Here is a 25,111-nt window from a genome sequence, read left to right as displayed (position 1 = left end):
ATACCTCCATTATCTCTCAAATCGTTGGTATGACTATATATTTATATAATTTTATAATTATATATTTTAAAATTTATATAATCATATATTCATAAATTTTTATATTTTTATATGGTTAATAGGATCCTTTAAATTTAAGTGGTTATACAGGAGATGCTCTATGAGCGAGCTATTAGAATTAAATGATTTTTTCAGATGGATGACCACTTAATTTAATATCCTGTATTTATAACGACCTTTAATCATTTATTTTCATAGTCTGCAATCTGATCTAATCTCTTAGTGTGATGCTTACCTATGAACTCAGTATTAAGCCAGATATCAATAATCATAAGAGCTAATTCTTCTCCTATTACTCTTCCCCCTAGGCACAGAACATTCGAGTCATTATGTTCTCTTGTTGCTTTTGCTGTGAAACAATCTCCAACCAAAGCAGCACGTATTCCTTTAACCTTGTTAGAAGCTATAGATACTCCTACACCTGTACCACAGCAAAGAATTCCTTTATCATAATTTCCTTTAGCAACTTCTTCACTTAGGTTAATAGCTATTTCAGGGTAATCAACACTTTCTTCCGAAAAGGACCCAAAATCCTTATATTGAATACTCTTCTTATCCAGATAATCTTTTATTATCTCTTTAAGTCTATAACCTCCATGATCACAGCCTAATGCAAGCATTAAATCATCTCCTTGATCTTCATATCCGTACAATCTAAATGTGGATATTCTTCTAAAAAACTTTTAAGTCTATCTAGTATGATATTAATTCCACCATAAGAATCGGACTCTATATTTAAAGGCAGTACTGGTTCATGTAAGGAAAGCCTTAGTAAGAACCATCCATCGCCATTAGCTTTATCACAGTTTACTCTTATTCCTTCATAATTTACCGGTTCTATGCTCCATCCAGGTAAATCATTTACACATGTTCTAAGTTCGGATATTATTTTTTCACCATAAGCTCTAAAATCTTCTGTATTTATTTTCAATCTAATATCTGAACTCTCTTTAGGCTCTTTTAAATCATTTATAAGGTAAGAAATTTCCTTTCCATCTTTCCTTAACTTAGCCATCTTTATTAATATTTTAGCAATCAAGTATGCTCCATCATCTAAAAAATAGTTTTCTTTTAATGCTGCATGGCCTGAAGTTTCTATTGCCAAATGACATTCCTTGCCTTCTAAATTTAGATGTTTAGCTTCATTTATTACATTTTTATAACCTCGTTTGAATCTATGATGAACTCCACCTTGATCAGCTATAAATTTACTTAGCCCTGTGGAAGTAACTGAGTCAGTAACAATATAAGATTTTGGATGTTCTTCAAGTACTATAGATGAAATCAGAGCTATCAATGAATTTTTGTTTACTTCTTTTCCATCTTTACTAACTATTGCAGCCCTATCAACATCAGCGTCAAATATTATTCCTAGATCTGCTTTATGTCTCAAGACAGCTCTACTTAAAGAGTTCATAGCTTCTTTGTCCTCTGGGTTAGGTATATGATTCGGAAACCTTCCATCAGGATCAATAAATTGACTTCCTTCTGTATCTGCTCCTAAGCTTTCTAAAACCTTACCTGCAAAAAATCCCCCAGCTCCGTTTCCTGCATCCACAATAATCTTGCTTCCTGCCAAAGGCTTTTCTACTTTAATTTCAGTAGTTAAAGCGGCTTCTTTCCTTATTTTGTTAACTAATATCTCTGCATACTCATCAATAAAACTTATTGACTTCACTTCACCACTATTGGAAACAATACTTTTAAAGTTAGCTGCAAGTTTTAATATATTTGTTATGTCTTCTTTTTCACAGCCACCATTCACCGTAAAAAATTTAAGTCCATTATAATAATAAGGAAGATGACTGGCAGTTATCATAATTGCTCCATCACACTTATAAGGCTCCACAATGGTTGTCATAAACATAGCTGGAGTTGTACACATACCGCAATCATAAACTTCACACCCAGACTGCATTAATACTTCAATTATTGCAGTTTTTAAGCTTGGTCCTGACAACCTCGAATCCATGCCTACTGATATCTTTACCTTATCTTCCTTATCTGATTTGTTAGTTTTTATCCATGCTGCAAAACCATAACCTATGGCTCTTACCTTATCAACAGTAAGATTACACTTAAGATTGTCATACTCTATAGCTACACCTCTGATATCAGTGCCACTTTGAAGTTTTTTAAGTTCTTCTATCATAATAAATACCTTCTTTTTATTAAAAATACTTAGATATTTTTAGCTAATCTTGCTATTAAACTGATTTAGAGTCTCGCAGATATTGTTGTTCTCGAACATTGCAGATCCAACTACTATATCTGTACATCCAAGTTCAATAACATTACTTATATTTTCTAGATTTATCCCCCCATCAACTTGGATTTCAAAATCTAAACCATTGCTTAGCTTAAGCTCATTTAGTTCTCTTATTTTTTCCTTCATACCAGGAATAAAAGCTTGTCCTCCGAATCCTGGCTCTACAGTCATAATAAGAACTTTATTAACCATCTCTCTTACATGTTTAACTGTTTCTATTGGTGTAGCTGGATTTAACGCAATACCAGCCTTAATACCAAAGCTCTTAATTGTGTGTATGGTTTTATATAAATGTGTGCAAGTTTCTACATGCACAGTTATTGTATCAGCACCTGCTTCAACTAAAGAATCAATGAATATCTCTGGATTTGCTACCACTAGATGAACATCAAATTCTAGAGTGCTGCTTATCTTTCTTAACATTTTAATCTGATCAGGACCAAAGGCTATATTAGGAACAAAATTACCATCCATAACATCTATGTGTATAGCCTTTATTCCTCCCTCTTCGAGAGTCTTTATATCCTTTTCTAAATTACAAAAGTTAGCGCCTAGTATAGAAGGTGATATCTTTATATCCATCTCTACTCTCCTTTTCTTAAAGTTCTTTAACTGTAGCTACTATGTTTTCAACAGTTAGGTTATAATGTTTTAGTAACGCATCAGGAGTTCCTGACTGACCAAAAACATCTTGTAGACCAATTCTTCTCATTATTGTTGGGCATTGTTCTGATAATACTTCTGCTACTGCAGAACCTAATCCCCCTACAACACTATGCTCCTCCACAGTTACAACCTTTCCTATCTTTCTAGCTAAATTAACTATAAGCTCACTATCCAAAGGCTTTATTGAATGAATATTTACCACTGTTGCATTGATTCCTTCGCCTTTTAGAACCTCTGCGGCCTCTAGCGCTTTTGCAACCATTATTCCAGTAGCTATTATAACTACATGCTCTCCGTGTGTAAGTATTTCTCCTTTTCCTATTCTGAAATTATAATCTTCTTCATGTATCACTGGAGTTGCAGCTCTTCCTAATCTTATATATACTGGTCCGTAATATTCTGCTGCTGCAAGAATTGCTTTCTTTGCCTCAACCGCATCAGAAGGGCTAATAACAACCATGTTTGGAATGCCTCTCATAAGAGAAATATCCTCTATTGCCTGATGGCTACCCCCATCTTCACCTACAGTTACCCCTGCATGAGTAGCTGCTATTTTAACATTTAGATTTGGATAAGCCACTGAATTTCTTATCTGTTCAAAGGCTCTTCCTGCAGCAAACATTGCGAAGGTACTAGCAAATGGAATCTTACCACAAGCAGCAAGTCCCGCTGCAGTTCCTATCATATCTCCTTCTGCTATCCCCATATCAAAAAATCTCTCAGGAGCAAATTTTTTAAATTCAATACTTTTAGTAGCCTTAGCTAAATCAGCATCAAGAACTACTATCTTTTCATTTTTGCTAAGTTCCTTTAAGGCTTCTCCATAAGCTTCTCTAGTAGCTATATTCATCTTTACTCTCCTCCTTTAAGTTCTTTTATCGCTTGATCTTTCTGTTCTCCATTTGGAGCAGTTCCATGCCAAGAAGCTTGATTTTCCATAAAGGAAACGCCTTTACCTTTAACGGTCTTACAAATTATTGCTGTAGGCATATTCTTAACATCCTTTGCATTGGAAAGTGCATTTTTTATTTGTTCTATATCATGTCCATCTACAACTTCAACATTCCATCCAAAAGCTTTAAACTTTTTATCTACTGGACTTACATTCATAACTTCTTCATTTGAGCCATCTATTTGCAATCCATTTAAATCTATAAAAGCTAATAAGTTGTCTAACTTATAGTGTGCTGCACTCATTGCAGCTTCCCAAACTTGACCTTCCTGTAACTCACCATCACCTAGGATTGTATACACTCTATAGTCACTTTTATCTAGCTTTGCTGCCAAAGCCATTCCATTTGCTGCTGACAGACCTTGTCCTAAAGACCCAGTTGACATATCAACCCCTGGAGCTTTCTTCATATCAGGATGTCCTTGTAATATTGAACCGAATTTTCTTAAGTTTTTTAGTTCTCCCTTAGAAAAATATCCTCTTTCAGCTAAAGTAGCATATAAGGCAGGAGCTGCATGTCCTTTTGACAATACAAATCTATCTCTTTCTGACCATTTAGGATTGTCCGGATTTATATCCATTTCATTGAAATATAAAACTGTAAGTATCTCTACTATTGATAAGGATCCTCCTGGATGTCCAGACTTTGCTTCTGTTATCATATCCACAATATTAAGACGTATGTTTTTCGCAATATTTTTAAGTATCAATGAGTTCATTTTAATCACCTTTCTAACTAAAATTGTACTAGAACTTTATTAAAGTAAATCTTTCTATTTGCCATGTCTGATAAATACTGACCAACCTCTTCGACCCCAATTTTATGTGATATCATTGGTTTAAACTGTATTTGTCCTTTTGCCATAAAATCAATAGTTGCATGCCATGCTTTACCTGGGTATGGGGATGTATATGAATTCCATGAACCTTGAATCTTTATCTCTCCACGTAATACTTTTTCAATTCCATTTTCCTTTAATGGTAGATCTGAATGTGATATTCCTAAGAAAACTATCCTTCCTTTCTTCTTAGCAACCAAGATTGCCTGTTCCTGAGTAAACTTGCTTCCAGCAGTTTCAGCTACTACATCTGCTCCACCTTTTGTAAGCTCAAGAATTGTTTGTACTGCATCACATTCCTTTGAGTTAACAGTTATGTCAGCACCTAACTGCTTAGAAAGTTCAAGCTTTTCAGCGAAAATATCTACTGCTATTATCTTTGAAGCTCCAAAAATCTTAGCCCATTGAATAGTAAACTGACCTATAGGGCCACATCCCATAACAACTACAGTATCTCCTGGCTTAATTTCAGCTTTTTCAAGGCCATGATAACCTATAGTTGCTGGCTCTATTCCTGCAGCTGTTTCAAAATCCAATTCATCTGATATTTTTAATATGTGCTCCTTTGGTACCTTAGTGTACTCTGCAAAAGCTCCATCGCTTCCAGTTCCTATTATGTTATAATCTTCGCATAAACCATAATTACCTGCTTTGCAATACTCACACTGACCGCATGGAATCAGTGGTGCAACTGCAACTCTGTCTCCTACCTTAAAACCATTAACTGCTGTTCCTATTTCAGCTATCTCACCACAGAATTCATGTCCTAAAACTAGAGGATATTTTCTTGCACCGCTAACCATTGCTCTAGGCAAGTCGGAACCACAAATCCCCGCATACTTAACCTTTACTAGCACATCATTTTCTCCTATTTTAGGAATGTCTATCATCTCAAATCTTATATCACCTATTCCATGTATAACTGCTGCTTTCATTTTTCCATTCATAACAGTCATTTCTCCTTTCCCAAAGACCTCTATAAAGATCTTTTATTAAAAGTTTTCTTACGTTAATTTATATAAGCAAACTCCGTGCCAAACATATTCCATAAAATTAAAATCTATGAAATGGCCCCCCCCTCAAGGAATTGTAAGCATTTTCTTACATTTTCCTAAAATAATTATTATTTCACAAAATGTTTAAGAGTTTTGTATATACTTTTTCTGACTTTTTATTTAAGCTTATTAACTATATTATTTCTTCACATTGTAAGCTGGATATATAGATAATTCAGTTCCATTTAATAAAACTAAGTGATACTTCTGTTAACTATTAATTTATGCATGCCGCGAAAATCCTCAGTAGCCACGATTTTCGAACATGCATAACTTAAGTTTTCGTAATGAAACCCTATATAAAAATGTTCACTTCGATCTGAAATGCATTTTTAAACCCCTCACGGGTTCTGGTTATAGAATTTAAAATATAATTAAGCTATTATTTTTTACATAGATCACTAAAAACTTATACCTTAATTTCAGCTAACCATAAAAATAGACAAAAAATAATAGCTGTACAAAGGTTTTATCAAATACCTTCGTACAGCTAAACTTTATTTTATATTATTATACGGCCTCTTGCATTTGCTCTTGAGCATTCTTATCTGCTTGTTTTTCTAGATAATCATAAACTGCATTCTTATTCTTTCTGAATAAAATTAGAAGTACTGCATAAACCCCAACTGCTATTGCGATAAATATTGGGTTTTGGCTCAAGAAAGCTAAGAAAACTAATCCCATTAAAGGTTTTCCTAATATATTGAAGCTTGTTATCATTAAAGCTCCTACTGGTAAAGATACACCAACACTTACTGCTATCTGAGTAAATAACGGCGCTGTATAAGTACACATGTATAATCCTAAACCAAACCATATTATACCGTTCACTACAGTTTTAGCAATATTACCATTAGTTAATGCAATTATTCCTTGTACCATGAATGGTAAAGCTAATAAATCAACTACTGGAAGAACTTTATTTCCTGGTAAAACCATTGCTACTACTACCATTATTGGTATAAGCATTACACCACTTATTAAAGTTGCTGGTTCTCCATAACCTGTTGCATCGTTAACTCCTAAGAACCAAGTACGAGTAGAACTTGTATCCTTCTTAAGTGATTTTCTTGCTGCTTCAGTTATTGGAAGGAAAGCTTGAGCAAAAAGTCCAGCTATTCTTGGGAATATAGCCATGATACAGCTAGTTGCTATACCCATCTTAGCTACTTCGCCCCAAGCAGCTAATGTGTTTAAAGCAGTAAAGTTACCTAATATTCCTATAAACATACCTAATAATAAACCTAAGGAGATTGGTTCACCAAAGAATCCTAATTTCTTTTGTAAAGTCTGTGGATTTAACTTTATCTTATTGAATCCAATTAAATTTAATAATGGATCTATTGCAGCTGTAAATACTGCAGCTTCAATATTGTGCATTGCTATTATAGTACAGTTTGGATACCCATAATAGGTTGACCATCTTTTTGCCATTAATTCTGCTACTAATAAACTATACATATTTAGTAGAATCATACATCCTAATGCTAATAACATATTGTGGGTTACTACAAACACCATTGATCCCCAAACTATATATGAGTAGTTGTTCCACAAATCTGAAGGTTGGAATACGTCAGTCCATTTAAGTAAGAATAACCCTGTTTGAACTATTAAACCAACAGCTAGGAATATCATTCCTGGTTCAGTTGAAAATGCAACTAGAGCTGTTGCCTGCCAGCCTACATCGAATACTGGTAGGTGGATACCTGTATTTTCAACCATTTTTTGAACTACTGGTGATATTATAGGTGTAAATGAATTTAATAATAGCGTGAAACCTTCAAGTCCTACCCCTGCATATAGAGCTGAGAAAAATGCCTTTTTAGTTTTTACTTTTAATATCTTTGCAATTATAAAGATCATTATTGGCACAAATACAGGTGCTCCAAAGGTGTCGAATACTTGTTTTAATATTTGAAAAAACATATTAATACCTCCCTTATCTTACTATTTTGATAACTCTTTAATAACTTTCATAACTTCGTCTAAGAATTCTTCTTCACCAAAGCCAGTTAAAAATCCAACAGCATTTATTGTAGGTATCCCATAATCAGCCTTTGGCAATGGACTAGTATGTGTTATAAAATCAAATCCACCTCCTTGTGCAAGATTTAAAGCTTCAGTTGGTTTTGCTTCTGTTGCTGTAATCCTTATTCCTCTTTCTTCTAATTCATCCTTAAGCTTTTCAGCAATCATTGAAGAAGTAACTGTACCTGAACCACATACTGATAATACTCTAAAAGTTTTCATAATTTTATCTCCTCTTTTTTATATTTAAACTGCTAGACAGTCTAATAGCTTTTTTATTTCTTGCTTTGATTCAGCATTTTGGATATTGATTAGTAATTCTTTGTTTTGGAATACTGACATCAATGTCTTTAATAATGTAACTTGGGCATTAGGATTTTTCACAGCTAGTAAGAATACTAGTTGAACTTTAGTCTTTTGCTCTGGATCAATCATCATATTAAATTCTACTGGTTCTTCTAAAGTCGCTATTGCTATAGCGGATTCGTTTACATGTCCAGGGTCAGTGTGTGGGATTGCAACGCTGAAATCATCTATTGGCAATCCTGTAGGAAGTTTTTCTTCTCTGCTGATTACTGCATCAACATAACTTTCTAGAACATATCCCTTAGACTTCATATTACAGCCTAATTTCTCTATAACCTCTCTCCATGAACTTGCTTTTAATTTTAGTTCGATTAAATCTAAATCTAACATCTCTTATTCACTCCTTAAGTTAATTTAATGTATAATAAATTTTTTCTTTAAATTCTTCTAAGCTTGCTGTTGCCTTTAGTTCGTCTATAAATTCTTGATTTAAAAACGGTTTAAGCATACTCTTTACAATCTTCTTGTCATTTACCATAAGCGTTGGTAAGCATACGATCTGCACATTTCCAAACCCCCAATTTATTGGTCTCTTGAGCTTTACAAAAACTACAGATGATTTTTTAACTTCCGAATTATCTCCATGTGGCATCGCTACTCCGCCTTTAAAGAATGTAGGCACAACTTCTTCTCTTTTAAAAACAGACTTCATAAAGCCTTTATTTACATAGCCTTTATTGATAAGGAGTGAACACATTATTTCAATAAGCTCTTTTGAGTTTTTAATATCTGGCTCAAAAAGTATTAAGTCATCATCAAAAATCGGATCTATATCTGGCTTATTTTGGTTCAATACAAACTCTAATTCTCTAGAACCATGATTCATAAATAATGGGTCGTATGGTATAAAATTAACTCCTTCAATTTCTGGATTTATAGTTCCTACTATTGCTATGATTTTATAACTACACTGTATTTCCTTGATTTTATCTTTTAGTTTCTCATCCATCATTCCAAGCTGAAATATCTTTAAGTTCGGATATTTTCTTGCATATGATTCTTTTATAAACAAAGCCGTTCCATCACCGGTCAAGCATAATGTAACTATTGCCTTTGGTTTTGAAGTTTCCTCTACAACTAAATTCGAATAGTTTGTCCTGGACCTAGTTAAACTAAAGTATATTTCATCAAGATCACAATCCTTTAGTGATGCCTTCCTTACTGCTTCAATTACACTAAGTAAGTCTACTCTGTCTATGGTTCTAGTTTTTATTCCTAGTTTCTCAGTGACTAACTCTCCTACCTTTACTAAGGAACCCATATCCACTAGAAAAATTATTCCTTTTCCTTCATCAATAATTTTTGATAGTACCAATGCCTTTTCATATATTATTGATGGACTTTCACTTAAAGGCATATCTATCGCAATAGGAAAATCTACGTTTAATAACTGCTTGGTTACTTTTACTATCTCAGTTGCAATTTGTCCATGAGAGAGAACAATCACTCCAACTTTGCTCTGATTAGGTTTCTTTTCAGTCATAGCATTTATATACATCGCTATAAAACCAATTTCATCTTCTGGTATTTTTATATCCTTTTTCTTTTCAAGTTTTTCTGAAAAACTTAAAGCTATCTCATATTCATTCTTCAGTTCTTTCTTTATTTTTCCAAGATTTATGTTTACTATTTGTTGCTTAAGCCTTATCCTTTTTATGGCCTCTTCAAGATGAATAGCTAGATATATAAATACGTTTTCATTGAAGCTATAGTCTTTATTAAGATTCATGATATTAAGTTTAAGTTCTTTTATTAGCTCAATTAATTCAGCATCTACAAAATTAACTAATTCATTTAGGGTTACTAGGTGATCTTTTTCATTTTTGAAGCCTAAATCTTTAAATTTGTTCATTATAAATGCCCATAAGATTTCTTCACATTCACTAGATGCCATTTCTAATTTTAAAAGTTCATTATATTTTTTCTCTATTTGAGAGTAAAAGTCTTCTAATGCCACATCTTTGTCTTTCACTTCTCTATTTATGATTTCAAGCTTATTTCCTGAATGAGGTATAAATATTATGTCCTTTATATACTTTCTAACCTCAACGATATTTATATCCTCCAGCATCAAGCCATTATCAACAATATTAGATTCAAGAACTTCATCGTAACCTATATTGATTATGTCTTCCTCTTTATTAATGTGTTTCATAAAAGCTCTTGCACAGATAACTTTTACAAGACTCTTTAACTGTCCTATATTACCGCTAAATCTTTTTAAAGATAAAATTTCAATTACTCTTCCTTCTACGTAGATCTTATAGTTTATCCTGTCGCACTCTTGTTGAAGAAACTGCTTTATTAGATCGATTTTTTCAACAAAAAACCTATCTCTCAGAGAAGGTATTGATATAACCATAGGAATTCTTCTTCTAAAGGTTAGTAAAAGCTCTGATTCAATATTTTCCGTTGTTGCACCTATGAACATAATGTTTACTTTTCTTTCATTCTTTGTCTCTCCCAGCCTTCTAAAGGTTCCTCTATCTAAAATAGAGAATAATATTTCCTGACCTTTAGGCGGCAATCTATGAATTTCATCTAAGAAAAGTATTCCATTATCTGCTTGCTCTACTAGTCCTTCACTATCACAATCAGCTCCAGTAAAGGCACCCTTTTTATAGCCATATAACAGAGATAGTATAAGTTGAGGATTATCACCATAATCAGCACAGTTGAATATAACAAAAGGCATGTCACCTGCTTCACTTCTAAAGCCCCTTGCAAAATTATACATACACTCTGCAAACTGAGTCTTTCCTACTCCACTTTCTCCCGTTATTAAAGTTGGAAGACCAAATGGAGGGTATAAGATCGCTGACTTTGCTTGTGCAACAGCTCTATTAAGACTGCCATTATATCCAGTTAAGCTTTCAAAAGGATCTAAGCTTTCTTCAATGTCACTTACTGCTTCAAGATTTTTGCCACTTTCCTCTAAGATCTCCTCTACAACATGTCTTGATATATCGAATCCTTCTTGTAAAAGTAGTCTTGTTATCTTACTTATATTGACTTTTGGATCCTTCTTTAATATTTCATCTATGGTGTTCTCGAGATATGGCTTTCTTCGTTCTCTTGAATTTCCAATATTAAGCTCTTTTCTTAAAGCTGTAATGTTTTCTCTCGAGGTAGCTAAGAGTTTAGCAAGCTTAACATCCGTATAAGGATCTTTCTTATTTTCATTTTTTATTAGATTTAAAAACTTTTCCTTCAAACTCATATCAAGTCCCCCTACGCTTATACTATTTAGCAATTGTCGTGCCAACCATATTTCTAATATTAATCACTCCTTCCAATTGGCTTATAGCCTCAATAATATACTCATGTATACATTTTCAAAAAAGTACTTACGTTTTTGTATATACATTTTCTTAAAATTTTCCTAATTTAATAAAACTTTATATACATTTTTACTTGGTTATTATCTTAGATAGTTTTCATTAATACATATCCATATAGTTAAAACGTAGTAAACTCCTTTTCATTGTTGCAATTATTGTACCACAGTAATTATAAGCCCTAAAAGTTTGTATTTCTTTACAATTTTAAATTCTTTATTTGTTCATATGTACATATTTCTACTAAATGGTGTAAGAAAGCAAAAAATCCTTTGCAATTCAAATGTTTAATGAATTACAAAGGATTTTTATTATATATCTATAATAAAATATATATTAAGATAAAACTTAGTCTATTGTAGGTAAACTAACTTTATGATAAATTTTTAATAGTTATTATCTCTGATTAACTTTAAAGCAATTGTTATATGATTCTCTTATTTCTTCTATCTTTGTCTTATATGTTTTCCCATCGTTTTTAAACAAAGCTGAAGTCCCTAAGACAAATACGTCCACTTCTTGATCCCCCAAAGCTTCCATCGTAGTTTTATTGATACATCCATCAACTTCTATCATTGGTCTCCTAGGATTATCTTTAAGCAATTTATTAATTCTAGCTATTTTCTCTATTACTTCATATCTAAACTTTTGACCAGCAAAGCCTGGATTCACAGTCATAGCTAAAATCATTTCTACCTCTAGCAGGTACTTTTCAATATTTTCAATAGGAGTTTCTGGACTTATTGCGAGTACAGGCTTGATTCCTTGTTCTCTTAACAAATATATATCTCTTTCAACATTATTACTTGTCTCAATTTGAAAAGACATGTATTCTGGCTTTAAGTAAGAATACATCTTTATATATTTTTCAGGATTTATAGTAGCTAAATGGATATCCAAAGGGATGTTAGTAGCATTTTTTATGGCTTCTAATACATAAGGACCCATAGCTAAATTATTAACAAAAACTCCATCCATTACATCACAGTGTAACAGATCTACTTTTGCTTCTTCTAAAGCTTTTAACTCTCTATCTAAATTCAACTGATTTCCACACATTATTGATGCCGCTAGTTTCATTTATTTACACCTCCATGATTCACAACAGTTTGTTATCTTGTAGGGACACTTGATAACTTATAGGACCTTCAGGAAGTATATAAAGAACTTTGTTTATAAAGATGCCATATATTTAAGTCTAAGATAATATAGGTTCCTTATCTTTTTTCTCCATCCCATTCACTTCTGACAAATCTAATTGCTCGTACTTCTTCAAAAATGAAGTTAAAGTATCTAATATAATACTAGTGCCATCATTACAATCTGACTCAATATTTATAGGTAACACTGGTTCATGTAGTGACATTCTTAATAAAATCCATCCGTCACCGTTAGATTTATCACAATTGATTTTTATTCCTTCATAATTTTTCTCCTCAATACTCCAACCTGGAATATTCGGAACATAATTTCTTAGACCACTAATAACTTGACTTCCATAACTACCAAACTCTTCAGTTTTTATTTTAACTCTAACTTCCATACTTTCCAAAGGTTTTTTCAGATTACTTATTAAGCTTTCTATCTTCTTTCCTTGTTCCTTTAACTTTGCCATCTTAATAAGTATTTTAGCAATAAGATAAGCTCCATCATCAAGGAAATAGTTTTCCTTTAAAGCTGCATGTCCTGAGGTTTCAATAGCAAGCTGGCTGTCTAAACCTTCTTCATTTATTCTTTTAGATTCATTTATAACATTTCTATATCCTCTTTTAAATCTATGATGACTTCCGCCTAGCTCTGTAATAAAATCTCTAAGTCCATTAGAAGTCACTGAATCTGTAACTATTATTGAACCCGGATGTTCTTCTAGAATTATAGCTGAAATCAATGCAATAAGTGAGTTTCTGTTTATCTCAGTTCCATCACCACTAACTACTGCAGCTCTGTCTACATCAGTATCAAATATTATTCCTAAATCTGCTCTTGATTTTATCACAGCATTACTTATGGATTTCATTGCTTCTTTGTTTTCTGGATTTGGTATATGATTTGGGAACATTCCATCAGGATTTAAGAATTGACTTCCTTCAGTATCTGCCCCTAATCTTGTAAGTACTTTAGTTGCAAAAAAACCACCAGCACCGTTTCCTGCATCCACGATTATCTTTAGTCCTTGCAATGGTTTATTATAATTAACTTGCGAATTAACTTCTTTTCTTATCTTATTTACTAGAATATTTGAGTATTCTTCTATAAAATCAATTTTATTTAAGCTACCTTTTGCAGTAAAAATAAGCTCAGTTTCACAAGCAATATTCAAAATCTCGCTTACATCCTCTTTTTCACAGCCACCTTGTGGAGTGAAAAACTTAAGGCCATTATAATAGTATGGCAGATGACTTGCAGTAATCATTATAGCTCCATCACATTTATAACTTTCATGTATTGTAGTCATAAACATAGCAGGAGTAGTACACATACCACAATCGTAAACATCACACCCAACATTAATTAGCAAATCTATTACCTCTTCCTTAATGGAAGGACCTGATAGCCTGGAATCAATTCCAACAGCTATACTAATTTTCTTATTATCAGTACTTTTATTTCTTAACCAATTAAAGAATCCATGTCCTATAAACCTTGCTACTCTAGGTGTAAAATTTACGCTATGCTCTGAATTTTCAATAGCTATTCCTCTTATATCTGTCCCGTTTTGAAGCATCTTTAATTTTTCGATCATAAAAATTCCCCCTAGCTACTTAAATATAATAACGTTTAATTTCAAGCTTAGATAATATCTTATGTTTTAAAAACTCTTCCTAATACATCATATTACTGATTGAAAACATACAATTTTTCAATCAGAACACTTACTTTTTCTAATATAAATAGTTTAAACTTCACCGCGCTCAATATTGTCAATCATAGCCAATCTATTGCTGTGTCTTCCACCTAAGAACTCAGCATTAATCCAAGCATCAACTATATCAAGAGCTAAACCTTCTCCAATAACTCTCTCACCTAAACATAATATGTTTGTATTATTATGCTCTCTAGTAGCTTTTGCTGAGAAAGTATCTCCTACAACAGCTGCTCTTATCCCTTTAAATTTATTTGCTGCTATAGACATACCTATTCCAGTTCCACAGCACAATATTCCAAGTTCACATTCTTTTGATACTACTGCTTTTGACACTTTAATACAGTATTCAGGGTAATCTACGCTTGCATCATTGAAAGCTCCACAATCTTGAACTTCAATATTCTTTGACAATAAATGTTGCCTTATTTTATTTTTTAGATTTATTCCTCCGTGATCACAACCTATTGCAATTTTCATATCTATATCAACCTTTCACTAATTACTAAATTCTTCATTATTGTAAATCCATTAATCTCGTAGTATAATTTATAAAAGAATAGGAGAATACTCGCAATATTCTCCTACTTTTTTTTATTAACACTGTGGGGGCTAAGGGATGTTTTTAATTTCATTAATTACCTTGTTAAACAAGTCTATGTTTTCAGCTAAATCTTGTTTAAATAGTGATGATCCTATGACAATGTCTCTAGCTCCACAATCAATAACGTCTTTAATGTTGCCAAGTGTAATGCCCCCATCTACCTGAATCGTAAAGTCATAATTATTTCTCTTCTTGATTTCATTAAGTGCCTTTATCTTTTCTAAGGTGAATGGTATAAATGATTGTCCTCCAAAGCCTGGCTCTACTGACATTACCAATATTCTATTAGCTATTGGATAAATGTGTTCTAAGCAACCTATTGGTGTTGCTGGATTAATTGCTACTCCTGCTTTTATACCAAAGCTTTTTAAGTAATGTATGCTCTTATACAGATGTAGTGCTGCTTCAGCATGTATTGTAATGCTGTTTGCTCCAGCTTCCACTAGTGCTTCTACAAACTTATCTGGTTCTGTTACCATCAAGTGAACATCAAACTCAATATCTGTTAGTTTCCTAAGTGCTGCTACTTGGTCTATTCCAAAGGATAGATTCGGAACATAATGACCATCCATAATGTCTATGTGTATTGATTTGATCTCTTTGTTATTAAAAGCCTTAAAGTCTTCTCCGTAATTACATGCATTGGCTGACAACAATGATGGTGAAATTATTGTTTCCATAACTTACTCCCCCACTTTTTAATTTTATAAATCTAATATTCTTATTAACCTAAGATTGTTGCTACAACTACTTCTTTTAAATGTTCCTTAGTTAGTCCATAGAATTCCATTAAATCTTTTGGCTTTCCAGACTGACCGAAGGTATCATTCATTCCTAATCTCTTAACAGAAGCAAGATTTTGTTCACTAACAACTTCACATACAGCTGAACCAAGTCCGCCTATTATGCTATGTTCTTCTATAGTTATTATCTTTCCTGTCTTTTTAGCTTCTGATATGATTAATTCACTATCTATTGGCTTTAATGTTGCCATATTGATAACTGAAACATCTATACCATCTACTTCTAATTCCTTGCTAACTTCTAAAGCCATTTCAACAGTTATTCCTGTTGCAATTATAGTTGCTTTGCTTCCAGATCTTAGTAACTCTCCCTTACCGATCTTAAAGTCACAGCCATTTGGATGTATATCTTCTACAGCCATTCTTCCTACTCTTATATATACTGGTCCATAGTATTCAGCAGCTGCTTTTATAGCTTGTTTAGTTTCTTCTCCATCACTAGGATTAATTACTACCATACCAGGAATACTTCTCATTAAAGATAAATCTTCAATAGCTTGGTGAGACGCTCCATCTTCTCCAACAGTTATACCTGCATGACTTGCAACTATCTTTACATTTAATTTAGGATAAGCAACAGAATTTCTAATTTGTTCAAAAGCTCTTCCTGCAGCAAACATCGCAAAAGTTGATGCAAATGGTATAAGTCCACAAGTAGAAAGGCCTGCTGCCGTTCCAACCATGTTTGCTTCAGCTATTCCCATATTAAAAAATCTTTCTGGTGCAACCTTTTTAAAATCTGCACTTTTAGTTGATTTAGATAAATCAGCATCTAGCACTACTATATTTTCATTAACTTTTCCTAATTCTGATATAGCTTGACCGTATGCTTCTCTAGTAGCCATCTTCATATTAATTACCTCCCTTGATTTCCTTCAATGCTGCATTTAGTTGTTCTTTAGTTGGTGCTACTCCATGCCATCCTGCATTGTCTTCCATAAATGATACGCCTTTTCCTTTATGAGTTTTAGCGATAATCATTGTTGGTTTTCCTTTTACAGTTTTAGCTTCTTCAATGGCATTGTTTATTTGTTCAAAATCATGTCCATCTATGCATATTACATTCCAACCGAAAGCTTTAAACTTTTCATCTATCGGATTGATGTTCATAACTTCTGAGTTTTTACCATCGATTTGTAGACCATTGAAATCAAGAAAAGCAGTTAAATTGTCTAATTTATAATGAGCTGCTGCCATTGCTGCTTCCCAAACCTGTCCTTCTTGGCACTCACCGTCACCTAAAATTGTGTAAACTCTATATTCTTTACTCATAACTTTGCCAGCTAAAGCCATTCCATTTGCAGCTGACAAACCTTGACCTAGCGATCCTGTTGACATATCTATCCCTGGGATTGCTTTCATATCTGGATGTCCTTGCAATATTGAATTTATTTGTCTAAGCTTACCAAGCCATTCTTCTGCTATTACTCCTTTTTCCATTAAAGTCGCATATAGTGCAGGAGCCGCATGACCCTTTGCTAAAACGAATCTATCTCTATCTGGATTTCTTAAATCATTAATGTTTACATTCATTTGCTCAAAATACAAAACTGTAAGTATGTCAGCTATTGATAAAGATCCACCTGGATGTCCTGACTGAGCTTCTGTTATCATCACTAATATTTTTTCTCTTATTTTTTCTGAATGTACCTTCAATAAATCTGCATTCATAACAACACTTCCTTCTACAAATTAAGATCTAATAACTACTTTTATTTCAGTTCCTTGCATTGCTGCATCGATTCCATCTCTCCAGTCATCAAGTGGAACTATCTTAGTTACAAGCTTTTCTGTATCTACTTTTTTATTTTTTAATAATTCTAATGAAGTTACCCATGAGCTTGGTTTTTGTGATCTACAGCCTATATAGTTTATTTCTCTTTGAACTATGACTTCTTGATTCATTTCATTCATGCTTTTTGCAAATATACCAATTTGAACAAAGTCACCTTTTTTCTTTACAAGCTTCAATCCTTGATTAACCGCATGGATTACACCTGAACAATCAAATGCCTTATTAACTCCATAATTATTTGTTTTTTCCATAACTACTTTCTCTAAATCTTCTTGTAGTATATCCACTACTCTGTCGATTCCAAGTTCAGTAGCCAAGTTCATTCTTTCTTTATCTTTTGTTACACCTGCTAAGATTACATAAGCTCCTTGAGATTTTGCTACTTGGCTTACTAGTAATCCTATAGGTCCTGGACCAAAAACTAGAACTACATCATCTTTTACTACTGTTGTCTTTTCCAAGGCAGCATGTACACAGCAAGCAAGCGGTTCTGTTAAAGATGCTGAAAGTGATGATACTTCCTCTGGTAATACATGAACACTTTCTTCTCTTGAAAGTACGTATTCAGCAAAACTACCATTTACTTGAGTACCTATTCCTTTTCTTGATGAACACAAGTTATAATCCTTGCTCTTGCAGAAATCACATTCCCCACAAGTTTCAAAAGTCGTTTCACTTGTAACTCTATCTCCAACCTTAACTTTTTTTACTTCTGAGCCTACTTCTACAACCACACCAGAAAACTCATGACCTAAAACTACTGGAGTTTTTATATTAGCATACTCTCCCTTAAAGGAATGAAGATCTGAACCACATATTCCGCTAAACTCAACCTTTATTTTAACTAAGTTTTTTTCAGCTACTGGTTCAACTATGTCTAATAACTCCATGTTGTCATAACCTGGTTTAGTTTTTGTTAATGCTTTCACTTGAAAATCCCCCCTCTAGTCTTGTACTATCATTATTTTGTTATATTCTTCTTTTCTTTCTCCAATCATTTCGAAAGCTTTTGCTGTATCTTCTAGAGAAAATCTATGTGATATAAGTTGTTTTAATTTGATCTTCTTTTGTTTTACATACTCGATACTTTTAAACCATTCTTGTCCTGGGAATGGTGCAGAATATGAATTCCAGAAACCTTGGATAGTCAATTCTCTTCTAAAAATACCTTCAAATGCTGCTTCTGATAACTCAATACCAGCATGACCTATACCTTGATAACCAATCTTTCCTTTTTTCTTAGTAACAAGTAAACATTGTTCTTGAGTAATTTTTGAACCTGCACACTCTATACAGATATCTACTCCAAATCCATTAGTCAATTCCATTATTTTTTCAACTGGATTTTCTTTTAATGCATTTATTCCGATATCTGCACCTAAACTCATAGCCTCAGATATTTTCTTATCTGATATATCTACAGCAATGATTCTTTCAACTCCAGATACTTTAAGCCATTGAATTGTAAGTTGTCCGATAGTTCCTGCTCCTAGAACAGCTACCGTGTCCCCAAGTTGAGGATTTATATTTAACACCCCATGTAGTGCTACTGCCAAAGGTTCAATCATAGCAGCTTCTTCATAGTCAATATCATCTATCTTTAACACATTAGTTGCTTTTACATTTGCATATTCTGCAAATCCTCCAAAAGAAGTAGCACCTAGCATATCGTAACTCTCACAAAGTGAAAATTGTCCTTTTTTACAATACTCACATTGATGACATGGTTCTAATGGAACTGCAACAACTCTATCTCCAACTTCAAAACCTTTAACATTCTTACCTACTTCAACTATATAACCTGAAAATTCATGTCCTAGTATAGCTGGTACAGGATATTTCCATTTCTTTAATGCTCTTGGAGGATCTGACCCACATATCCCTGCTGCCTTAACTTTTATCTTAACTTCATCATCTCCATAAGGCTTTATTTCGATATTTTCATACCTTATATCTCCTACTGAGTGCAATACTGCTGCCTTCATAATTTCCTCCTCCTACTTTCATTATTTTTATTATTTTATATATTTTAATTTTTAGAATATAGCTTTAGCTAATTCTGCAAACTTTAATATTAACCAGTTAAATAAGTTACCACCCATATCTAAACTTGAAATTTGAGTTGCACCATTTGGCATATGGAAGTTTGCATTTGCCATCATTGATGTATGAACATCTGCAAAGTTTGTAGCCATGAATAGTGATATAGCTATTAATATAGTTCCAGTGATTACTGAGTGAACTATGTTTCCTTTTCTAAATCCAACGATAAATGCCATATAGAAAGGTATAGTTGCTAAATCTCCGAAAGGTAATACTTTGTTTCCTGGTAGTATTACTGCTAAGAATAATGTAATAGGAACTAATATTAATGCAGTTGCCATAACTGATGGATGTCCAACTGATACAGCTGCATCTATACCGATATATAATTCTCTTCCTGCATATTTCTTTTGAAGCATCTTTTTAACTGCTTCTGATATAGGAATTAAACCTTCCATTAATATCTTTACCATTCTTGGCATTAAAAGCATAACACCGGCCATTGATATACCTGTTTTAAATATAGCTCCTGGATCTTGTCCTGCAAGTGCACCAAGTACACATCCAAGTATTAACCCCATCATCATAGGTTCTCCGAAGATACCAAATCTTTTTTGAATTGATTCAGGATCTGCATGTAATTTACTTATTCCAGGTATTTTTTCTACAACATTACCTATTAAATATCCTAAAGGTGCAAAAGCTGCAGTTGATCCAGTTGGAAGTGATATACCATCTAGGTCATAGAAGTTTTTAACCATAGGAGCAGTTTTATCTGCTACAATTAGAACGATAACTTCATATAATACTGCACAAAGTATTGCAAACCACCAGCTACCAGTTACTATATATCCAGTTGCTCCTGCTGCAACAAAGTGCCAATAGTTCCAGATATCAATATCAAGAGTGTTTGTTAATTTAAAGAAAATCATTATTAAGTTAACACCTAAACATATTGGTATTAATATTGCTGCAACTGGTGAAGCCCAAGCTGCTGCTGCTGCTGCTGGCCATCCAGCATCAATTACTGTTAGATTTAAACCAAATCTTGAAACCATGTCTTGTGCTACAGGTCCTAATGTTCCTGTTAAAAGACCAGCTACTAGATTTATACCTACGAAACCAATACCAATTATTATTCCTGATTTAAAAGCTTTTTTGAAACCTGTTCCAAATATTAATCCGATTACTAAGATTGCGATTGGCAATATTGCCGTTGGCCCAATTCCTAAGATGTACTGAACAATTCCCATAAGTTTATCCATTATACATACCCCCATAAATTAGATTTTATTTTTATTTAAACTGTCTTTTTACTTTTATATAAAAAGACAGATTTAAAGCTTTTTACTTTAGTTGATCTAGTATTTGTTGATCTAACTTTTCTGTACCAATTCCAGTTATATATGCTGTTGCTTTAATAGCTGGTATACTATAAGTTGTTGGTAAAATTGTAGTTGAAACTATTAAATCTGCCTGGTCTTGTAATGATCCAACTTCAGCTATCTTACATTGTCTTATTTCTGCATCTATACCATGTTCTTTTACTAAATTCTCAACTCTGTCACAAACCACCGTTGAAGTTGCAATACCTGCTCCACAAGCTACTAATATACGTTTTTTCATATTAAATTCCTCCTAATTTTTTATTTATACGTTTACTTAATTCATTGTATCTAACAAATTAATTACTTCTTCTTCATTCTTAGCTGCTATAATTTTATTAATCACCTCCTCTTGTTGAATCAAATTCATTAATTCTTTTAGAGCCTCTAATTGACTATGTGGCTTATTTAACCCCAACATGAAAATTAGACTTACTTCAGTTTCTATAGTTTCATCATCCATCTGCTTAAAACAGATTGGTCTTTCTGGTACCACTACTGATATAAACTGATTATTAACATACTCTGCTTCAGTATGAGGAATGGCTACACTATAATTAGATAATTTTATTCCTGTTGGGAAAACTTCTTCTCTAGACATCAATCCTTGCAAAAAATCTTCTTTAACATATCCATACTTATAAGCTTCTTGGTGCATCAGTTGAAACAATTCATTTCTACTTTTACATGGTAAATTTAGTTTTATTAATTCTTTCTTAATATAACTGCTTATCTCCATTTCAATTCTCCTTTCCTACTCCAGTCACTATATTACTTAGCAATCTTCGTGCCAAGTTTTTGGCACCTTTTGTTTTTATGAAAACATTTTCTTTACTTCTATACTTGAACTCTTCGCAGACAGCTCATTTAAAAGGTTTTCATCTCTTATCATGTTAAACAACTTTTTAATTTCTTCTCTATTATTTTCTTTTAGTGCCAACATAAAAACTAAATCTACCATTACATCTCCATCCCACTGAACTGGATTTTTTAGTTTGGCTATAGAAATTACTGGTTTTATAACATTTTCAGGAAGTCCATGAGGTATTGCAACTTTATTATTAAATATGCCACTACCCATTCCTTCTCTTTTATATACACTTAAAGCAAATTTATTATTTACATAGCCATTACTTTCAAGTTCTTGCGTCATCTTGTCGAGTACATCTTCTTTAGATAATGCATCTAGCTCTAAATATATTAAGTCTTCCTGTATTAAAGCTTCCAGTGTTCCTTCCTTCACTTCTTCTTCTTTTTCAACTTCACTATATATATCCATTAACTTTTCTAGTCTCAAAATGCCTTGCCCATTAAGAAGACTTTCATAAGAGATAAAAGGTACTCTTTTTAGTTTTGGATTAATAGTTCCGCAAACTGCTAAAATCTCATATTCCGAAGAAATTTTGTTTACTTCATCTTCTACATCATGCTTGTCAATAAATCCTATAGGAAATATCTCAACTCCAGAATTCATCTTTTTCAGATGATTCTGAAGGAACTTTTTAATACTTAAGGCATTTCCCTGTCCAGTCAAGCAAACAGTCACTAGTGCCTTTTTTCTGTTCTTCAAGAAATTATCATTAGATGTCTCATCTTTAAAAGTTCCTTTATACATTTTAGATTGGTTTAATTCTTCAACAATATTATCCAAATCAGCTCCTTCAATTGAAGCCTTCCTCACTGCCTCTAAAGCTAAAAGCGTGTCCACTCTACCAATTGTCCTTGTTTTAATCCCAGTTACCTTTTCTACTGTTGAAGCAAATCCACCTAGCGACCCCATATCTACGAGTAACAGACATCCTCTGCCTTCATCAACTTGTTTTACAACCCTAATAGTTCTTTCCAATGCATCTTCAGGCGATTCATCTAGTTCTATCTCAATCCCTACAGCGTCATCTACTCCGAGTAGCTGATTTGCAACTTCAGCCATACCTTCTGCTACATGACCATGGGTAATTACTATAACTCTTACCTTTGGTTCTAGAATTAACTCATCAGAACAAAACTTATTAATATATAGAGCTATATATCCGGATTCATCCTCTGGTATCTTTAGTTTTGTAGCTTTTTCAATCATCTTTCTGATCTTTTCCGCAATTTCAAACTCTTGAGTTAATTTGTTCTTATTTCTATTAATATTTGATTTTATAATCTTTTTCCCAGTCAAAATTCTTTCTATAGTAAAATTAATGTGTATCGCTAATGCTATAAAAAAGCCTTTATTGATAACTTTGTATTTTCCTCTTACAAGCTCAAGTATACCTTCTGTAATATCTATCACTTCTGGCATAACGATGGTTTTAAGTTCATTAATATTAAGTAACTTGGCTATATTCTTGTTGTTCATTATCTTACCAAGCTTGTCTTCTACCTTTTCATGAAGAATTTCATCAATTTCTTCAACCTTTAACCCCTGCTTTTCAAGTAATTGGAATTCATTTTCAATGTACTGATAAATCTCATTTTCATTGACATATTCATTTATTTTACTCTTAGAACTCTCCATATTTTTTATATCTATATATAAATCATCCGTAACTAAGTTCATTAAAGTTTTATTAATTGCTCCACCTTTTAAAAATGGACTTTTAATGAAATTATTTAAATCTTCCATTTCTATTAATACTTCATCAGTATTTTTAGACATATATTTTACATAACTCTTAGCACATATTACTTGAATATCACTTTTTAATTGTCCAATATTTCCTTGACAGTTATATAACATTAGGCTCATTAGTACATCTTTTGAAACCACAAGGTTTTTATTTATTCTATTGGCTTCTCTTATTAGAAACATAATTATTATTTCTAGTCTCTCCGATAAAGGTCTATCATTTAACTTAGGAAGTTCAATAAGCATAGGAATTCTTCTTCTAAAGGTTAATAGTAGATTAGACTCTGGGTTTTCTGTAGTAGCTGCTAAAATTAAAACGTTTACGTTTCTTTCAGTATTTGTCTCTCCAAGTCTTCTATATTTACCTTTATCTATAAGATAAAATAATATTTCTTGTCCTTCAGGCGGCAGTCTGTGTATTTCATCTAAAAACAGTATTCCACCATCAGCTTTATCAACTAATCCTTCTCTATCTGCGTTTGCTCCAGTATAGGCTCCTTTTACTACACCAAATAGTTGAGATATAAGCAAATTAGCATTTTCAGCATAATCTGCACAGTTAAATATGACCAGCGGAGCGTCTTTAGGCTTGGCCTTGCTATGAATAGCAAATTCATACATGCATTCTGCAAGTTCACTTTTTCCAACTCCCGTGCCCCCATAAATAAGTGTATGAAGCCCGTGAGGAGGGTATAATATTGCTGCCTTAGCTAAGTCAATCTTGTTCTTAAGACTTCCATTGACTCCTATTAATCTATTAAAACAAGTATCTCTTCTATTAGTTTGTTTCTCAATAAATTCTCCAGCATTTATTATCTCTTTTTCAACTTGTATCAATTCTTCAACATTATCTTTCATCACTCTAGATATTATGTTTCTAGAAATTTCGTATCCTCTTTCAACCATTAACTCTGTTAGTTTTCTCTCAGATGCATTAGGATGTATTTTTAAAATTTCTTTTAGATCCTTTAATAATATATCTTTTCTTCTATCCCTTGAATCTGGAATATTTAGTTTATTTCTTTCAGCAATAATCTTTGCTCTTGGCATACATAGCATTTCACTAAGTTCTTGATCAGTATATGGATTCTTTTTATCCTCAGTTTTAATAATTTCAATCAATTTGTCCATAAATTACTCCTCCAATACATTTCTCTACTAAGAATGACAGACTTTATTACACCTCATCTCTAATTTTTACTTTAAATATATGTATTTTTATTTTATCAGCAAACTGGCATATTTAGTTATGATTTTAGTTCAATATTGGTTTGGTAAATTTGTAATAATAAGAAACTAATTATGTAATAAAACAATTTATGCCATATTATAATTTAAGCAATAACTGTGCCAATACATTATAAACCAACATTGGGTTAATTGTTTGACAATCCATACTTGCTTAATCTAAACCTTATTTGTGTA

Annotated in this window: 22 protein-coding genes; all 22 read right to left on the bottom strand. The window is 32.7% G+C overall.

What is annotated here, in order from left to right; genetic code table 11:
- Positions 1 to 242: 242 nt before the first annotated feature.
- The 22 genes from rpiB (JHL18_RS23925) to JHL18_RS23820 all read right to left on the bottom strand — a co-directional run bounded on the left by rpiB (JHL18_RS23925) (position 243) and on the right by JHL18_RS23820 (position 24,817).
- Positions 243 to 680, bottom strand: a complete 438-nt coding sequence (rpiB, locus tag JHL18_RS23925) for a ribose 5-phosphate isomerase B (RefSeq protein ID WP_200274370.1) — start codon at positions 678 to 680, stop codon at positions 243 to 245.
- Complete coding sequence (locus JHL18_RS23920; protein ID WP_200273995.1) at positions 680 to 2,212, bottom strand: phosphohexomutase domain-containing protein; 1,533 nt, start codon at positions 2,210 to 2,212, stop codon at positions 680 to 682. The genes rpiB (JHL18_RS23925) and JHL18_RS23920 overlap by 1 nt, the downstream gene beginning before the upstream one ends.
- A 39-nt stretch (positions 2,213 to 2,251) precedes the next feature.
- Positions 2,252 to 2,911: a ribulose-phosphate 3-epimerase gene (rpe, locus tag JHL18_RS23915; protein WP_200273993.1), complete on the bottom strand. Its 660-nt coding sequence runs from the start codon at positions 2,909 to 2,911 to the stop codon at positions 2,252 to 2,254.
- Positions 2,912 to 2,927: 16 nt separating this feature from the next.
- Positions 2,928 to 3,845, bottom strand: coding sequence for a transketolase family protein (locus JHL18_RS23910; protein ID WP_200273991.1), 918 nt, complete (start codon positions 3,843 to 3,845; stop codon positions 2,928 to 2,930).
- A 2-nt stretch (positions 3,846 to 3,847) separates the two neighbouring features.
- On the bottom strand, positions 3,848 to 4,666 hold the full coding sequence (locus JHL18_RS23905; protein ID WP_200273989.1) for a transketolase: 819 nt from the start codon (positions 4,664 to 4,666) through the stop codon (positions 3,848 to 3,850).
- A gap of 17 nt (positions 4,667 to 4,683) precedes the next feature.
- Positions 4,684 to 5,733: a galactitol-1-phosphate 5-dehydrogenase gene (locus JHL18_RS23900; protein ID WP_200273987.1), complete on the bottom strand. Its 1,050-nt coding sequence runs from the start codon at positions 5,731 to 5,733 to the stop codon at positions 4,684 to 4,686.
- Positions 5,734 to 6,351: 618 nt separating this feature from the next.
- Positions 6,352 to 7,770, bottom strand: a complete 1,419-nt coding sequence (locus JHL18_RS23895) for a PTS galactitol transporter subunit IIC (RefSeq protein ID WP_200273985.1) — start codon at positions 7,768 to 7,770, stop codon at positions 6,352 to 6,354.
- Between the two features lie 21 nt (positions 7,771 to 7,791).
- On the bottom strand, positions 7,792 to 8,094 hold the full coding sequence (locus JHL18_RS23890; RefSeq protein ID WP_200273983.1) for a PTS sugar transporter subunit IIB: 303 nt from the start codon (positions 8,092 to 8,094) through the stop codon (positions 7,792 to 7,794).
- A gap of 24 nt (positions 8,095 to 8,118) precedes the next feature.
- Positions 8,119 to 8,568 (bottom strand): PTS sugar transporter subunit IIA, encoded by a 450-nt coding sequence (locus tag JHL18_RS23885; protein ID WP_200273981.1) that lies wholly within the window; start codon positions 8,566 to 8,568, stop codon positions 8,119 to 8,121.
- Positions 8,569 to 8,587: 19 nt separating this feature from the next.
- Positions 8,588 to 11,458: a sigma 54-interacting transcriptional regulator gene (locus JHL18_RS23880; protein ID WP_200273979.1), complete on the bottom strand. Its 2,871-nt coding sequence runs from the start codon at positions 11,456 to 11,458 to the stop codon at positions 8,588 to 8,590.
- A gap of 514 nt (positions 11,459 to 11,972) precedes the next feature.
- Positions 11,973 to 12,656: a ribulose-phosphate 3-epimerase gene (locus JHL18_RS23875; protein ID WP_200273977.1), complete on the bottom strand. Its 684-nt coding sequence runs from the start codon at positions 12,654 to 12,656 to the stop codon at positions 11,973 to 11,975.
- Between the two features lie 118 nt (positions 12,657 to 12,774).
- On the bottom strand, positions 12,775 to 14,319 hold the full coding sequence (locus tag JHL18_RS23870; RefSeq protein WP_200273975.1) for a phosphohexomutase domain-containing protein: 1,545 nt from the start codon (positions 14,317 to 14,319) through the stop codon (positions 12,775 to 12,777).
- 153 nt (positions 14,320 to 14,472) lie between these two features.
- Positions 14,473 to 14,919, bottom strand: coding sequence for a ribose 5-phosphate isomerase B (rpiB, locus tag JHL18_RS23865; RefSeq protein ID WP_200273973.1), 447 nt, complete (start codon positions 14,917 to 14,919; stop codon positions 14,473 to 14,475).
- Between the two features lie 132 nt (positions 14,920 to 15,051).
- Positions 15,052 to 15,723, bottom strand: a complete 672-nt coding sequence (gene rpe, locus JHL18_RS23860) for a ribulose-phosphate 3-epimerase (RefSeq protein ID WP_200273971.1) — start codon at positions 15,721 to 15,723, stop codon at positions 15,052 to 15,054.
- A 44-nt stretch (positions 15,724 to 15,767) separates the two neighbouring features.
- A complete protein-coding gene (locus JHL18_RS23855) occupies positions 15,768 to 16,703 on the bottom strand; it encodes a transketolase C-terminal domain-containing protein (RefSeq protein WP_200274368.1) in 936 nt (311 codons plus the stop codon).
- Positions 16,699 to 17,517 (bottom strand): transketolase, encoded by an 819-nt coding sequence (locus tag JHL18_RS23850; RefSeq protein ID WP_200273969.1) that lies wholly within the window; start codon positions 17,515 to 17,517, stop codon positions 16,699 to 16,701. The genes JHL18_RS23855 and JHL18_RS23850 overlap by 5 nt, the downstream gene beginning before the upstream one ends.
- Before the next feature lie 21 nt (positions 17,518 to 17,538).
- On the bottom strand, positions 17,539 to 18,570 hold the full coding sequence (locus JHL18_RS23845) for an alcohol dehydrogenase catalytic domain-containing protein (protein WP_200273967.1): 1,032 nt from the start codon (positions 18,568 to 18,570) through the stop codon (positions 17,539 to 17,541).
- A gap of 15 nt (positions 18,571 to 18,585) precedes the next feature.
- A complete protein-coding gene (locus tag JHL18_RS23840; protein WP_200273965.1) occupies positions 18,586 to 19,626 on the bottom strand; it encodes a galactitol-1-phosphate 5-dehydrogenase in 1,041 nt (346 codons plus the stop codon).
- Positions 19,627 to 19,677: 51 nt separating this feature from the next.
- Positions 19,678 to 20,949, bottom strand: a complete 1,272-nt coding sequence (locus JHL18_RS23835; protein WP_200273963.1) for a PTS galactitol transporter subunit IIC — start codon at positions 20,947 to 20,949, stop codon at positions 19,678 to 19,680.
- Positions 20,950 to 21,031: 82 nt separating this feature from the next.
- Positions 21,032 to 21,310, bottom strand: coding sequence for a PTS sugar transporter subunit IIB (locus JHL18_RS23830; protein WP_200273961.1), 279 nt, complete (start codon positions 21,308 to 21,310; stop codon positions 21,032 to 21,034).
- Positions 21,311 to 21,346: 36 nt separating this feature from the next.
- Positions 21,347 to 21,808, bottom strand: coding sequence for a PTS sugar transporter subunit IIA (locus JHL18_RS23825; protein ID WP_200273959.1), 462 nt, complete (start codon positions 21,806 to 21,808; stop codon positions 21,347 to 21,349).
- Positions 21,809 to 21,883: 75 nt separating this feature from the next.
- Positions 21,884 to 24,817: a sigma 54-interacting transcriptional regulator gene (locus JHL18_RS23820; protein ID WP_200273957.1), complete on the bottom strand. Its 2,934-nt coding sequence runs from the start codon at positions 24,815 to 24,817 to the stop codon at positions 21,884 to 21,886.
- Positions 24,818 to 25,111 lie beyond the last annotated feature (294 nt).

The sequence above is a fragment of the Clostridium yunnanense genome, from assembly GCF_016595795.1.
In the GTDB taxonomy this organism is placed as follows: Bacteria; Bacillota; Clostridia; order Clostridiales; family Clostridiaceae; genus Clostridium_AR; species Clostridium_AR yunnanense.
This window is presented reverse-complemented; position numbering and strand designations above follow the sequence as displayed.